Source organism: Chitinophaga sp. SYP-B3965, from assembly GCF_009647655.1.
Taxonomy (GTDB): Bacteria; Bacteroidota; Bacteroidia; order Chitinophagales; family Chitinophagaceae; genus Chitinophaga.
In genome coordinates this window covers 790,628-806,261 of the sequence record NZ_WJFD01000002.1, presented here as the reverse complement: position 1 = coordinate 806,261, position 15,634 = coordinate 790,628, and the positions used below count along the sequence as shown (strand labels likewise).

The following is a 15,634-nucleotide window of genomic DNA, read 5'->3' as shown; positions in this document are numbered from 1 at the left end:
GCATGAAGAAAATATTATTGGTTCAAATATTCCTGTTGATTGGCATGTGTTCATTCGCCCAGGTCCCTTCTTTACAAAAGGCCCAGCAAATGAAGGTGGACGATCTTTCTGACGAACAGGTCCGTCAGATCGTGGCAGAAATGAAGCGGAATAAACTTTCCTTTGACCAAATTGACTCCTATGCCCAGCAAAAAGGAATCCCGGCAGACCAGGTATTAAAACTGAAAGACCGGATCCGTACCCTCAACCTCGAAAAAGAATTTACCGGCGGTACACCCGGCGCTACCAAACTGGATGATGCAGAACGTACCGTAGATAATGAAAATACCATCTCCGCCCGCGATATCCAACCCATGAGCGCAGCGGACAAACGCAGAATGAAGATCTTCGGGGCAGAACTGTTCAGTAATAAGAACCTCACTTTTGAACCAAACCTCCGGATGGCCACGCCACCCAATTATCGTTTAGCCGCCGGCGATGAATTAGTGATAGACGTTTACGGATACTCAGAAGTACAACATAAATTAAAAGTAAGCCCGGAAGGATACGTCCGCATTCCTTACCTGGGGCCTGTTTACGTAAACGGCCTCACCATGGACGAAGCCACCACCCGCATTACCAAACAACTCGCTACTATATATGGCGGTATAAAATCCGGCAACACTTTCGTACAGATCTCCCTCGGCACCATCAGAAGCATCAAAGTATTACTGATAGGGGAAATTGATCGCCCGGGATCTTACACCCTGCCGTCTTTAGCCACCGTTGCCAATGCACTCTATGTATCCGGCGGCCCTAACGAAAATGGTTCTTTCCGCGATATCCAGGTGATCCGTAATGGAAACCCGCTCGCTCGTTTCGATCTATACGATTTCCTCACCAACGGAGATCTTACTAATAATATCGTTTTGCAGGATCAGGACATCGTGAAAGTGAATCCCTACAAAACCCGTGTGGAACTGGTGGGAGAAGTGAAACGCCCCGCTATTTTTGAAGTAAAGGACAGCGAATCCCTTCAGGATATCCTCTCTTTCGCAGGCGGCTACACGGACAAATCTTTCAGAGAAATGATCCGCGCCACCCGTATCAATAATAAGGAACGCGAAGTAGTGAATATCCCCGCGAGCCAGGTAGCTTCTTTCAAACTGCAATCTGGCGACAGGATCTTCATAGACTCTGTGCTCAATCGCTACACAAACCGCGTAACCATTGCCGGTGCCGTATTTCACCCCGGTGAATATGCCCTGGAAGGAAATATGACAGTGGCTGACCTGATCAAAAAAGCAGACGGCGTAAAAGAAGAGGCTTCTTTGCCCCGCGCCATGATCTTCCGCCTCAATGATGATTTCACACCCGCAGGTACCAGCTTTAATGTGCAGGACGTACTCTCCGGAAAACAAAACATCACCCTTCAACGGGAAGACAGCGTAGTGATCTACTCAAAACTAGGCCTGAGAGAACACTACCAGGTGAAGATCAGCGGCCAGGTGAACGCTCCCGGTTATTTTAATTATGCGGACAGTCTTTATCTGGAAGACCTTATCCTCATGGCAGGCGGTTTAAAAGATGCCGCTTCCCTGCAAAGAGTAGAAGTATCCCGCCGTGTCCGGGGTAAAATGTATAATGCACAGGATAGCACCACTTCCATCGTTGCACAGTTCGATCTCTCTTCAGACCTCAGCACCATGGCCGGTTACGCATTACAACCCTTCGATGAAGTAGTAGTGCGGAAATCACCCACCTACCTGGAACAAGCCTCTGTATCAATTGACGGGGAAGTAGTATATCCCGGTGCTTATACCATTAATTCCAAACGGGAAAAGATCTCCGATCTCATGAAAAGAGCAGGAGGTTTAAGACCGGAGGCATATCCGGAAGGGGCAGTATTACTGCGCAAAACATTTGTGAACGCCTCCGATAGCGCCCTGCTGGATAGCAAATTACAGGTGTTCTATAATAAGCTGGAAGATAGTACGGACATCAGCAAAATGCAAAGTGTGGTTTCCCGGAAAGAACAATTACTGGGCATCAACCTGCAAAAGATCCTGGATCAGCCAGGTTCTAAGTTCGATCTGTTCCTCGAAGAAGGAGATATCATCAAGATCCCCAAGAAATTACAGACCGTACAATTGTTTGGTGAGATCTATTTCCCTAAGAAGGTAAGATTTGACAAGCATACAGGATTCAGGGATTACATACGGGGTGCAGGTGGCTTTACCAACAGCGCATTAAAGAGAAGAAGTTATATCGTTTACGCGAATGGAGAAGTAAAAAGCACCAGCAAAGTATTGTTCTTTAACCGGTATCCTAAAGTACGTCCCGGTGCCGAAATATATGTTCCTGCTAAAAAAGAAGGAAGAGCCCTCACCGGTCAGGAAGCAGTTGGGATCACTACCGGTTTTGCTTCGCTGGCACTGATCATTATCACCATTTTAGATAGAATTAAATAATAAAAATATTAGACCGTACAGGTCTTTTAATTATCGTTACATGGAGCATACCACACTAACTCCAATTTCTCAGGAAAACGAAGTTTCCCTTAAAAACCTCATTATCAAAATGCAGGACTGGGGGAAATATTTACTTTTTAAATGGAAATTGATCTTACTCTTCGGAATCCTGGGAGCTGGAATTGGCCTTGCGTATGCCTGGTTTAAAAAACCAAAATTCGTTGCAGAACTTACCTTTGTAATGGAGGACAGTAAGTCCAACCCCCTGGCCGGTTACTCCGGAATAGCCAGTCAGTTTGGTATCGACATCGGCGGCGGCTCCGGTGGCGGCGTATTTACAGGTGATAATATACTCGAGTTCTTACGCTCCCGTTTAATGGTGGAAAAAACACTCTTATCCCCCCTGAACGTAAACGGGAAAAAGATCAGCCTCGCAGACTTCTACCTGGATATCACAGAGATCAGGAAGAACTGGGCATCCACATCACCCATAAAAAACCTGTCCTTTCCGCCAGATGCAGATCATAGAAACTTTTCCCGTCAACAGGATAGCGTATTAAATACCATCTGGCTGAGTATCATCAAGGAAAACCTCCAGGTAATAAAGCCAGATAAAAAACTCAGCTTTATAGCAGTAAGATGTATCTCCCCCGATGAAATATTTTCAAAGGTCTTTACAGAACGCCTCGTGAAAGAAGCCACGGACTTTTATGTGCAAACCAAAACAAAACGCTCCAAAATAAACGTAGATAAATTGCAGGAGAAGGCAGATTCAATTGAAGAACTATTGAACCGTAAAACCTATTCCGTAGCAGCATCGCAGGATCTGAACAGGAACCCCGGCCGCAGTGTGGCCAGCGTAAATACTGAATTGGCATCCAGGGATAAAGCAGTACTGCAAACCATGTACATTGAGGTAATGAAGAACCTTGAAGTGAGCAGAATGTCCATGGCACAGGAAATGCCCATCATCCAGGTAGTAGATTCCCCCATCCTTCCCTTAAGGAAAGAAAAACTGGGTAAACTAAAAAGTTTGATCATAGGAGGCTTTATAAGCGGTTTTCTGATCGTGTTGTTTTTGATGGTTCGGAAACTTTATAAAGAAATAATGGCATAAATAACATTCATGGCATCCTCTTATAAAATAGTTATTATTGGCCTGGGTTATGTTGGACTACCACTTGCTATCGAGTTCGGAAAGCAATATGACGTGCTGGGATTCGACATCGATCCCAAACGCGTGACTGAATTGCTGAACGGCAAAGATAGTACCAATGAAGCAGACCTGGCCGGTATGAAGGATGCAATGAAAAAGGGCCTGAAGATCTCCAATAATGTAAACGACCTGAAGGGCTATAATATATATATCATAACAGTACCCACTCCCATCAATAAATTTAAAGCCCCCGACCTGCGCCCCCTTTTAAAGGCCTCAGAAATGATCGGACAGTTTTTAAAGAAAGGAGATATTGTTATTTACGAATCCACCGTATATCCCGGCTGTACAGAAGAAGATTGCGTTCCCGTCCTGGAACAATCTTCCGGTCTGCAGTTCAATATAGATTTTTATTGCGGTTACTCCCCGGAACGGATCAATCCCGGAGATCGCATCAATACACTCACCACCATCAAAAAAGTAACGTCCGGGTCCACACCCGAAATTGCTGATGAAGTGGATGCATTGTATAAAAAGATCATCACCGCCGGCACACACAAAGCCCCCTCCATAAAAGTGGCAGAAGCATCCAAAGCCATTGAAAATGCACAAAGAGATGTGAACATCAGCTTTGTAAATGAACTGGCCCTCATCTTCGACAGGATGGGAATTGATACAAACGACGTGATAGAAGCCGCTGCCACCAAATGGAACTTCCTCAAATATAAACCAGGCCTCGTTGGAGGACATTGTATTGGCGTAGATCCCTATTATCTGGCATATAAAGCAGAAGCCCTTGGCTATCATCCCCAGGTGATCCTTTCCGGACGCAGGGTGAACGATAACATGGGCATGTTTGTTGCCAATAAGGTAATTAAGCTGATGATCAGGAAGGGATATAAGATAGACGGGGCCAGGGCACTGATCCTGGGCTTCACCTTCAAAGAAAACTGCCCGGATATAAGGAATTCCCGGGTAATAGACATTTACAACGAACTGATGCAATTCGGCCTGATGGTGGATGTATTTGACCCATACGTGGAACCGGCAGACATGAAAACACAGTACGGAATTGAACTGCTGGAAGCCCTGGACCGGAAATATGACGTAATTATCCTGGCCGTTGCCCATGATAAATTCAAAGATCTGGACTATGCCCGGCTCAAAAATGGCCCGAAAGCGATTATTTACGATACAAAAGCCTTTCTTGACAGAGAGCTGGTGGACGGACGATTATAAACACAATAAAATATTTTTCAATATAAGTATCCTTAACAAAGTGTGAATTTGTGATAAATAAAAAGACATTTAAAAATATACTGTGGCTATTTGGAGATAGGATATTTAAAATGCTGCTCGGTGTTATCGTAGGAGCGTGGATGGCAAGATATCTGGGACCGGTTTCACTGGGAAAGCTGAATTATGTAATGGCTTACATTGCAATTATTATGTCTATCTCCACTTTGGGGATGGATAACTTCCTGGTCAAGGAACTGGTGATGCAACCGGAGTCAAAGAACGAAGTATTGGGTACCAGCCTCGTTATGAGAATAGCCATCATTCTGATAAGTATCGCCGTGCCCCTGGGCATCTTTAAATATATGGGCCTGGCCTCAGAATATTACCTGATCTACGCCCTCCTCATCCTTACAGTTGTTTTCACCCCCCTGGACCTGATAGACATCTACTATCAGTCCATCCTCAAATCCCGGATCACCGTTGTATCAAAGAACGTGGCCTATATCCTGGGCGCCGCCGTTAAAATAATACTCATCCTGAATAAGATGCCCCTGGCATATTTCGCCGCCGTACTGGGTATGGAAACGGTTTTTGCCATGTTATTCCTGTTCATCACCTACCAGCGCAAAGAAAACAACAACTTCCGGAACTGGAAATTCAATAAAACCCTGGTCCCCTACCTGTTTAAAAAAGCCTGGCCATTCATGCTGGCAAGCTTAGTAGTTATTTTATATATGAAGGTGGACCAGATCATGCTCGGGAATATGGACGGGGAATTGGAACTGGGGCAGTTCAGCGCCGCCGTTAAAATATCCGAAATGTTCTTTTTTATCCCCATGGCCATTTCCAGCAGCTTTTTACCGGAACTGATAGAATCCCATAAGAGTAATACCCGCGGAGAATACCTTCAAAAAATGCAATTTTTCTTTGATATTGTTTTTTTAACGGCATTATTGATCATTATTGTAATTTCGTTTTCCTCCGGATTCATCGTTCATTTGCTCTATGGATCGGAGTTTCCTAAAACCAGTACAATCCTGATCATCCATGTATGGTCATTGATCGCGGTTTTTATGGGGGTTGCATCCAGTCAGTATCTGATCATTGAAGGATTGGAACAATTCGCCTTTTATCGCACAGCCATAGGATTGTGTGTAAATATTGGCCTGAATTATTATTTCATACCCCGGTTTGGGAGTATCGGAGCCGCATATGCCACATTAATATCATATTATGTCGCAACTTTCTTTGCCGTTCTTGCATTCAAACGAACCCGGCCCTTGTTTTATTATCAGGTAAGGAGCCTGCTGGCCCCTTATTCACTGGCAAAGAAGTTTAAAATTATTTAATAAGTAAAGGAAAATCAGTTTTAAAAGGTATCATATGATAAGATCAATCCTGAGGAAAGGTAAACAGTATTTCGTCAAGCCATTTACAATGTTCCTTGTCAATCAATGCAGGGTTTTACCTATTTATACAGTCTTTGAAAACACCTATGGATATGATAAGTCTATCACCGAAAAGAAAAGTGTGAATCATCAGGGAGCTATCCCCTGGTTTACCTATCCCACTATTGATTATTTATCTCAGCTGGACCTTACCAATAAAACAGTGTTTGAATGGGGCTCCGGGAACTCATCTACCTGGTTTGCCGGTTTGTGCAAATCCATTGTTAGTATTGAAGACAATGTAGAATGGTTCAATATCGTCAACAAAACAAAAAAACCGAATCATACCCTCAGTCTTGCCAAAGACGAAACGGAATATGTACAGATCATCCATACATTTAATACAAAATTCGATATCATCATAATTGATGGAAAATACCGTGTTGAATGTGCACGGGAAGCAATTAAATACCTCAACGAAGGCGGAATGATCATCCTCGATAATGCTGACTGGTTTAAAAACACAGCAAAATATCTGCGTGGTGAAAACCTCATTGAGATAGATTTCCATGGCCTGGGTCCGATCAATGCGTATACCTGGACCACCTCCATTTTCCTGGATCGTAATTTTAACTTTAAACCATTGCGGGAAGAACAACCTAAATCACTTCCTTATTCATTGTTGAACGTAGAGGACTAGTTTATTATGATCAATTTAATTTACAAAGCCCTGAAGTATATATCGTGGGACTTCAAGTTTTCAGAGATCTGCTATTCACAGGAAGGAGAGGATATGGTATTGCAGCGTTTCCTGGGAGATAAGGCAAACGGGTTCTATATAGATATCGGTGCCCATCATCCCATCAGGTTTTCCAATACCTATAAGTTCTTTAAAAGAGGCTGGCGCGGTATTAATATCGATGCCATGCCCGGAAGTATGGAAAGGTTCCGGAAACTCCGCAAGGAAGATATCAACCTGGAATTACCCCTTTCTGATAAAAAGGAAGTGCTCAATTATTACATCTTTAATGAAAAAGCACTCAACACCTTCGACGAAACCGAAGCCAGGAAAAAAGATGGCGTGAACGGCTTTAAGATCACAGATGTAAGGAGCCTGGAAACATCCACATTAACAGATGTAGTGAATAAATACGTGCCTGCCGGGCAGTCTATAGATTTCTTATCCATAGATATAGAAGGTTACGACATGAAAGTATTAAAGTCGAACGACTGGAACAAGATCAGGCCGGAGATCGTACTGATTGAAGATCTGAATAGCAGCATCGAAGATTCCCTCCAGGGAGAACAGTTCCGGTTCATGAAATCCGTGGACTATAAACTGATCGCGAGAACATTTAATACCGCATTTTATAAAAACGAAAGGAAGAACTAAATAAAGAGATTTGGAATTAGCACCCGTCATATTATTTGTTTACAACAGGCCTTCGCACACAGAGCAAACCATCACTGCCCTGAAAGCGAACAAACTGGCCGCCGATAGTGAATTGTTCATCTATTCAGATGCCATGCGGAATCCGGCTGCCCGGGAAAATGTAAACAAAGTACGGGCACTCATTGCCAATATCCAGGGTTTTAAAAACGTCACCGTCATTCACCGGGAAGTGAATTTTGGTCTCGCAAAGTCAGTAATAGCAGGTGTAAGCGAAGTGATCGGGAAATATGGCAAAGCCATCGTCATGGAAGACGACCTTATTACCAGTACCTACTTTCTCACTTTCATGAACCAGGCCCTCCACGCACGCCAGGATGCAGAAAATATCGGGTCTGTTTCCGGTTTCTCCTTCTTAAGCAAAGAAGAGATCCCCGCAGGCTATCCCCATGATATCTATTACTGCTTCCGCCACAGCAGCTGGGGCTGGGGTACCTGGAAAAGAGTCTGGGAAAAGATAGACTGGGAAGTGAAAGATTACCAGCAATTCTGCAACAGCAGGGAACAGCAGCGTGTTTTTAACCAGGGAGGTAATGACCTTACCAGGATGCTGCACCAGCAGATAAAAGGAGAGATCAACTCATGGTCCATCCGCTTCGATTATCATTGCGCCCGTAACCGGCAATTCAGTGTATTGCCCGTTCAGTCGCTCATAGATAATATAGGCTTTGATGGCAGCGGTACCCACTGCGAAACAACAGATGCCTTTAAAGTAGCCCTGGATCAATCCTTCGGCGAAAACCTGGCTTTTGATGTTACCGCATCCAACAAAAAAATAAATTACTTAATAAGGAAAAAATTTAGCCTAACCATCTTAAAAAGAATTAGAAGAAAATTAAAGCACCTTTTTAACACCTCTCTATGATAAACAATAAGATAAAACTGATGAAGAACTCCTTTTATCAGGAGTCAGTTATTAAAGAACAGCTCATCGAGTTCCTTAAGCACGCAGACAGGCTTAGCATGCACGAAGAATGCTACAATTTTGAAAACGTATTCTCAAAATACCAGAACAGGAAATATACTACACTGGTGAATAGCGGGTCCTCAGCAAACCTCGCTTTGCTGCAGGCCATGCTCAATCTCGGCTATCTTGTAAAAGGAGATACCGTGGCGTTCACCGCATTAACCTGGGCCACCAACGTAATGCCTATCCTGCAACTTGGACTGGTACCGTATCCCGTTGATATTGAACTGGACACGCTCAATTCCAGCAGCACCCTGTTCCAGGAAGCCATCAGTAACGCCCCCAACAAGATCAAGGCGTTCTTTATCACAAACGTACTCGGTTTCTGTGATGATATCGATAAGATCGAAGAGATCTGCAAAGCACAGAACATACTGCTGATCGAAGACAACTGCGAATCCCTGGGAACGGTTTACAAAGGCCGCAAACTCGGTAATTACAGCCTGGCTTCCACCTTCTCCTTCTTCGTAGGACACCATCTTTCTGCTATTGAAGGCGGCGCAATCTGCACCGATGATGAAGAACTGGGCCAAATGCTGATCATGACCCGCGCCCATGGTTGGGACCGTAACCTCACATCTGAAAAACAAAAAAGCCTCCGGGAAAAACATAATATTGATCCGTTCTACGATCAGTATACCTTCTACGAACTAGGCTACAACATTCGCCCAACAGAGATCACAGGTTTCCTCGCCACCAAACAGCTGCAGTTTGCAGATGAGATCATCTCTAAAAGGGCATCTAACTTTAAGCGCCTGCACGATGCATCTCTTGAGAACGCGGATATCGTTCCCCTCAATGTAGAGCATATAGAAAAAGTATCCAACTTCGCTTTCCCCGTTATATTCAGGGAAAAGGCCCTGTTTGAGATCTACAAGAAGAAATTCCTGGAAGCAGGTGTGGAGATCAGGCCGGTAGTAGGTGGCAGCATGTTAAGCCAGCCCTTCTATAAAAAATACTGTGAATCAGATGCCAAATCTCCTAACGCGGAACTGGTACACCAGAACGGTTTCTATCTTCCAAATAATCCGGACCTGGATGAAAAAGAAGTAGCCACCCTCGGGGAATTATTAAAAGCAAAAGTAGCATTACCCGTTAATCAATAAAGGCGTATGAGAACTAAAACGGAATTTGATCAATGGTTCAAAGAAAATAATGGTGACCCCTGGGGATATCACACACCCTTCGTGATAAAACGCCTGGACGACTCTATAAAATTCATTGGCCAAACCGTTGAAGCTTCATTTAAGGGGGTATTTGTGGAGTTCGGAAGCTTTGATGGTTCTTTTACTTCAAGGGTCCTCACCAACTTCCCGTCCGCACACGTGCTGGCCATTGATATCTCAGAAGTGGCCACGGAAACCAATATCCGTAATAACGGCCAGCTTACCGGTGTTGATTTCATCTGTGCAGATATGCTGGGCTTTGATTATACCAAAGTTCCGCCGCAAAAAGAACCCATCGTTCTCATACTGGAAAGTTTGTACTACCTGGATGTTCCCGAGAGAAAAGTGATGATCCAGAATATAAACAAATTCCTGCCGGCAAATAAGGTCATCTTCTTATCCACCCCCGTTTCCGGGAATAAGTATTTCGAAGAAGACCATCTGCTGGCCATGATGAAAGAATGCGGTTACAGCTGTTCTTCATTGTCCGTATTAAATTCAAAAAGAAGCTTTGGCTTCAAAGCCTTATTTGATGTGCTGTTGCAGCACATCAAATTCCTTAGACGCAAATATGCCAATCAGGTAATTTTTAAATTCGAAAAATTATAATAAAATGATCCCACAGATTCAACCATGGATAGATGATGCAGAGCTGCAGGAACTTACTCGTGTTATAGCATCTACTTTTATCACAGAAGCTGCTTTAACAAAAGAATTTGAGCAAATGACCCAGCAATTGACTGGTGCAAAATATGTGATCGCTGTAGCCAATGGCACAGTTGGTTTGTATTGCGCGCTCAAAGCATTGAACATTGGCGCAGGAGACGAAGTGATAGTTCCGGACCTCACATTTATTGCCACTGCCAACGCAGTGATCATGGCTGGTGCAACCCCTGTTTTTTGTGACGTGGAAAGCAAAACATTCTGCATAGACATTGCGTCCGCAAAATCAAAGATCACCGCAAAAACCAAAGCGATCATGCCCGTACATTTATACGGCCAGAGCGCAGATATGCCCGCAGTAATGAAACTCGCAGGTGAACATGGCCTTAAAGTAATTGAAGATGCAGCACAAGGGGTAGGCGTATTACTCGATGGAAAACATGCCGGCACTTTTGGCGACATCGGTATATTATCCTACTATGGAAATAAAACCATCACCACTGCTGAAGGTGGCATCATCCTCACCAATGATGAAGAGCTGGCTAAAAAATGCTACCGCTTAAAGAACCATGGCAGGGATACAAAAGGTACTTTCATACATGAACACATCGGTTTCAACTTCTCCTTTACTGAACTGCAGGCCGCAATTGGCGTAGCCCAGATGAAGAAACTGGACAAGATCATTGCCAGGAAAAAAGAGATCCATGATAAATACGAACAGGAACTCGCAGGTATCCCCGGTTTTGAAAGCCTTTATGTGAATCCCGCAGTAAGGCCCGTATTCTGGTTCACCTCTTACTGGGTGGAAAAATTAGAAGAGCTGGCAGAATTCCTGAAGAACAACGGCGTGCAAACCCGCAGGTTCTTCTATCCGTTACACCTGCAACCCTGCTACCAGGATCCTTCCCTTGGCATTGCTGCAGATCCGGAAGATTTTAAAGCCACTACCAACGCTTATAATCACGGCCTTTCCCTTCCCTCTTCCTACCTCTTAACAACAGAAGAACAGGATACAGTTATTAAAAAGATCAAAGAATTTTATGCGGATAGGAATTGATTGCCTTTACACAAGCCCTAACTACGCAGGTGGTGTAAATACATACACATTTGGACTGCTCAACGGTTTCGCGGAACAAAAATTTGATCACCAGTTTGTGATCTTTACCAATTCCGGAAATAAAGAGCTGTTCGCCAAATATGAAAAGTATCCGAATTTCAAAGTGATCTATTTGCATCACCAGCCTTCCGTATTCACCAGGGGCATTTTGGCCGCCGCACAATATGTCGGCTCCATCAGCCTGTGGGAAAAACTCACCAATATAACATTAAGTAAATTCACCGCTGAGGTAAACCAGCACTGTGATGTATTGTATTGCCCCAACACTGTTTTGTCCACATACAACATCAAAGTGCCCACCATCCTGTCCATGCACGACATTCAGCAATTCCACTATCCTGAATTTTTCACGAAAAGGGAGTTGATGTGGCGGCATGTGAATTTTGGTGCCAGCAGCCGGCATGTTAGCTATCTGCAAGCCAGCACACAATTTATCAAAGACGATCTCCTGGCCCATTTCAGCAACCTGGAAGCTAAGAACATTGTGGTGATCAATGAAGGGGTTGAAATAGAAACCTTCACCAAAAACGGAACCGATACCAGCATTAAAAGCAAATATGCGCTTCCTGAAAAATTCATCTTCTTCCCGGCGCAGTTATGGAAACATAAGAACCACATCACCGTATTGAAAGCACTCCATATCCTGGCAAACCAGGGTATAGAAATTCCGTTGGTGATGACCGGGGCCAAATTCTCTGCGCACGAAGAGATCATGAAATATATAGAGGACAATAAGATGAGCTATGTACACTACCTGGGTAAAGTCTCTTTCCCCGAGTTAATACAGCTGTATCACAATGCCTGGTTTTTCATTACAGCCGTATTGTATGAGTCCAGCAGTCTGCCGGCCCTGGAATCTGCCGCAGCCGGTTTGCCCGTTATTGCTTCCAGAACACCGCCTAATGTGGAAATGAACCAGAAGTTGGCCATGAACCTGTTTGAACCACAGAACGCACAGGAACTGGCAGACCTGCTGAAGAACATTTGGTTCAACGATGCACTGAGAGAAGAACAGATCAGCAGTAACCTGAAAGATGTGCGTTACTATAGCTGGAACAACGTTGCTTCCCAGTACATTAATTTCATAGAAAAAACGATCCGCTGAGCCGGCATAAATATGCAGTCACCCTTAATTACGATAATAACCGTTGTGTATAATGGCGCGGCTACACTGGAAGAAACCATCAAAAGTGTAGTTGATCAAACATATCCCAATATACAGTACATTATTATCGATGGGCAGTCCAGGGATAATACCGTTGATATCATTAAGCAATACCAGTCAGGGATCAGTTATTGGGTAAGTGAGGCAGACAAAGGTATTTATGATGCCATGAACAAAGCCCTGGATAAGATCACTGGAGATTATGTATATTTTATTGGTGCGGACGATGTGTTCATGAACAACAATGTTCTGGAAGAAGTGAGCAGGGCAATAACAGCCGCCTATGAAAAGGATACCATTTTTTATGGGAACGTGCTTTTCAAAAAAACCAACCGGGTGTACGATGGCGAATTCAACGACTGGAAATTTTGTTTGAGGAACATATCCCATCAGGCTATCTTCTACCCGGCAGCCATCTTTAAGCAGTTTAAGTATGACCTGAAATACAAATACCTGGCAGATTATGTATTGAACCTGGAACTGAAAGCAAACAAACAATACCGGTTTCAATATATCCCCGTTACAGTCTGCCTGTATAATGATGAAGGAAGTTCTGCCATAAGCCCGGATAAGGCCTATCTTCAGGATAGGATGTCCTTCTTAAAAAGGAGCTTCCCCTGGTATGTGGTTTTGTATGCCAGGCTGAGAACATTCATTAAAAAGATCATAAGTAAATGAATAATTATGACTTTCTTGATCTGCTAATAGATAATATAAGTGCATACTTTGCCATTTTCATCTTCCTTGGTATCTTCTATTACTTCCTCTTCAGGAAAGTAGTACATACCGTTATTGACCCCTTATTCTGGTCCATCCTCTTTTCTTTGTTCGGGTTTGCAGATGTAGTGCTCATGTTCTTTACAGGCGCTATCAAACCTTATTATTTCCTGAGTTACCTGCTCACCCAGGGAGCATTCACGGTGGGCATGCTGTCCCTCAGCAAATTTGAGAATACCCGGATCAAAATGCCTCCCGCAACTGTGAGCCTGCCACCCATTAATAATGCCAACCTGATTGCCATCACATTATTATATGCCGGCATCCAGCTCTATGTTTATTATGCCAAAGGTATTCCCCTCTTGTATGATTCCCGGCTGGAATACTATACAGGCGGCAGTGGTTTCGGTATATTTTCCCGCATCCTGGATGTATTGCCCGTTTTCCTGTTCTATTCACTTTTTGAAAAAGTAGCGGAAAAAAAGATCACGAAGAACTTTCGGAGTTATCTCTTTTACACCTTTGGCTTCTGCTTTTATTTTGCTACCCTCGTTTTATCAGGCAGTAAATCATCCATACTGATCGTTGCATACACGATCTTTTGCTATTACTATATCAACAGGCAAATTCCCCTGGTCACCAGCATATGGAAAAGGTTCAGGTTCGTGATAATTCCCGGGGCCCTGTTCTTCGTACTCCTCATCATTACCGTCCAGTCCCTGTCGCAAACAGATGCAGGTTCTCCCGTAATATCCCTCATCTACCGTTTTGTTGCATCTGGAGATGTATACTGGTACACTTACCCCAATGACGTTATCTATACATACAAACCCATTCAAAATGGCTGGCTGATGATGTCTAACGACTTCCTCGGCTTTTTCAGGATCATGGACTGGGCCAGTTTCCAGGAATATCCCGGTGTTTATTTCTACAAGTATCATCATGATTCAGACCTGATCCAGGGCGCCAACATGCGGCATAACGTTTTTGGCCTGCTGTACTTTGGCTTTGCCGGCAGCATCATTTATTCCTTTTTCCTCGGCCTGCTCGTTTCCTTCATCCGGTTTTTCATGCCCCGGATGACAATTAATAATAGTTATTTTAAATTTGCCTGCGTTTACCTGCTGCTGAAATGCAATGCAATAGAAGCAGACATGACCTTATTCATAACATATATTAATAATCTGGTTATCGTTCTAATAATGATCATCGTTTTTAACTTATTCATTACATCACTATTTTACTATCCTTCTAAAAAATGGGCTTATCGGTTATAATCCCTTTTTTCAGAGGGGAGTCACATATCAATGAGCTGATCAGTTCCATTACTGACAGCGCCACTTTACATCAGCCCGGGTATCCCATCCAGGTGATCATCCTCATCGATTCCATGGAATCCGGTATCACACAGATACAAGAGATCATTCATGCATATCAGCACCCCGATATAACTTTTCAGGTAGAAAAGAACAGTGAAAATAAAGGGGTGGCCGCTACAAGGAACGAAGGCATCCGCCTGAGCAATCAGGAACACCTCTTATTTATTGACCAGGACGATCTACTGGACATTAACTTCTTTAAATATATAACGGCCGGATTTTTGCAAACATTCGATTTCCTGCTGTATAACGGGAAATTTAAATTCGATAGCGGCGTAGAACATACTATCTATTACATCCCGCCCCCATTATCCCTCCGGTCTTTAATACTGGATGATTTCATTCGTTCCCCCGGTCAGGTGATCGTTAAAAAAGAACGTATAGAAAAAACAGGGTTCCCCGTTCCGCTGAAATATCACGGGGCAGACGATAAGTTCTGCTGGGTTTGGTTGTTCTATAAAAATCCTTCCATGAAGGTAAAATATCTTCACAGATCACTTTATATTGCCTCCATACATGCAGGCAACTACAGCCATGATCAACTGAACCTGGTGAAAAGCACCATGGACCTCTGGCAGGTTACACTGGAGAAATACCCGGAACTCAGCAGCAATAAATTAGTGCAAAGGAATATCCGGTTGTTAAACTACCGCCTCGGGAAACTAACCGGGATGGAAAAACTTCAGGGAAGTTTCGAATTCATTAATTATAAAATGAAAGCCAATAAGGTCATTCGAAAACTAATAAAGAAATTTCTGTTCACCATACAAAAATAGT

The 15,634-nt window shown here is 43.6% G+C and carries 14 protein-coding genes; all 14 read left to right on the top strand.

The window, feature by feature from the left end; genetic code table 11:
- Positions 1 to 2: 2 nt before the first annotated feature.
- The 14 genes from GFS24_RS17560 to GFS24_RS17495 are packed head-to-tail and all read left to right on the top strand — an operon-like array spanning position 3 to position 15,633.
- Positions 3 to 2,450: an SLBB domain-containing protein gene (locus tag GFS24_RS17560; RefSeq protein WP_153661526.1), complete on the top strand. Its 2,448-nt coding sequence runs from the start codon at positions 3 to 5 to the stop codon at positions 2,448 to 2,450.
- Between the two features lie 40 nt (positions 2,451 to 2,490).
- Positions 2,491 to 3,567, top strand: a complete 1,077-nt coding sequence (locus tag GFS24_RS17555; protein WP_153661524.1) for a lipopolysaccharide biosynthesis protein — start codon at positions 2,491 to 2,493, stop codon at positions 3,565 to 3,567.
- Between the two features lie 9 nt (positions 3,568 to 3,576).
- Positions 3,577 to 4,845 carry a nucleotide sugar dehydrogenase gene (locus tag GFS24_RS17550; RefSeq protein WP_153661522.1) on the top strand — a complete coding sequence of 423 codons (1,269 nt, stop codon included), beginning with the start codon at positions 3,577 to 3,579 and terminating at the stop codon, positions 4,843 to 4,845.
- A 50-nt stretch (positions 4,846 to 4,895) separates the two neighbouring features.
- Positions 4,896 to 6,194 carry a flippase gene (locus GFS24_RS17545; RefSeq protein ID WP_371731024.1) on the top strand — a complete coding sequence of 433 codons (1,299 nt, stop codon included), beginning with the start codon at positions 4,896 to 4,898 and terminating at the stop codon, positions 6,192 to 6,194.
- A gap of 34 nt (positions 6,195 to 6,228) precedes the next feature.
- On the top strand, positions 6,229 to 6,933 hold the full coding sequence (locus GFS24_RS17540) for an SAM-dependent methyltransferase (protein ID WP_153661518.1): 705 nt from the start codon (positions 6,229 to 6,231) through the stop codon (positions 6,931 to 6,933).
- Positions 6,934 to 6,939: 6 nt separating this feature from the next.
- On the top strand, positions 6,940 to 7,626 hold the full coding sequence (locus tag GFS24_RS17535) for an FkbM family methyltransferase (RefSeq protein WP_216647443.1): 687 nt from the start codon (positions 6,940 to 6,942) through the stop codon (positions 7,624 to 7,626).
- 10 nt (positions 7,627 to 7,636) lie between these two features.
- Complete coding sequence (locus tag GFS24_RS17530) at positions 7,637 to 8,548, top strand: glycosyltransferase (protein ID WP_153661516.1); 912 nt, start codon at positions 7,637 to 7,639, stop codon at positions 8,546 to 8,548.
- Positions 8,545 to 9,756: a DegT/DnrJ/EryC1/StrS aminotransferase family protein gene (locus tag GFS24_RS17525; RefSeq protein ID WP_216647442.1), complete on the top strand. Its 1,212-nt coding sequence runs from the start codon at positions 8,545 to 8,547 to the stop codon at positions 9,754 to 9,756. Before GFS24_RS17530 ends, GFS24_RS17525 begins: the two co-directional genes overlap by 4 nt.
- 6 nt (positions 9,757 to 9,762) lie before the next feature.
- Complete coding sequence (locus GFS24_RS17520; RefSeq protein ID WP_153661514.1) at positions 9,763 to 10,425, top strand: class I SAM-dependent methyltransferase; 663 nt, start codon at positions 9,763 to 9,765, stop codon at positions 10,423 to 10,425.
- 4 nt (positions 10,426 to 10,429) lie between these two features.
- A complete protein-coding gene (locus tag GFS24_RS17515) occupies positions 10,430 to 11,536 on the top strand; it encodes a DegT/DnrJ/EryC1/StrS aminotransferase family protein (RefSeq protein ID WP_153661512.1) in 1,107 nt (368 codons plus the stop codon).
- The gene (locus tag GFS24_RS17510; protein ID WP_153661510.1) at positions 11,520 to 12,701 is read left to right on the top strand and encodes a glycosyltransferase family 1 protein; all 1,182 of its coding nucleotides are present in this window, start codon (positions 11,520 to 11,522) and stop codon (positions 12,699 to 12,701) included. The genes GFS24_RS17515 and GFS24_RS17510 overlap by 17 nt, the downstream gene beginning before the upstream one ends.
- Positions 12,702 to 12,713: 12 nt before the next feature.
- Positions 12,714 to 13,439 (top strand): glycosyltransferase family 2 protein, encoded by a 726-nt coding sequence (locus GFS24_RS17505; protein WP_153661508.1) that lies wholly within the window; start codon positions 12,714 to 12,716, stop codon positions 13,437 to 13,439.
- Entirely contained in the window at positions 13,436 to 14,755 is a 1,320-nt protein-coding gene (locus GFS24_RS17500) for an O-antigen polymerase (protein ID WP_153661506.1), read from the top strand. Before GFS24_RS17505 ends, GFS24_RS17500 begins: the two co-directional genes overlap by 4 nt.
- A complete protein-coding gene (locus GFS24_RS17495) occupies positions 14,737 to 15,633 on the top strand; it encodes a glycosyltransferase family A protein (RefSeq protein ID WP_153661504.1) in 897 nt (298 codons plus the stop codon). The genes GFS24_RS17500 and GFS24_RS17495 overlap by 19 nt, the downstream gene beginning before the upstream one ends.
- Position 15,634 lies beyond the last annotated feature (1 nt).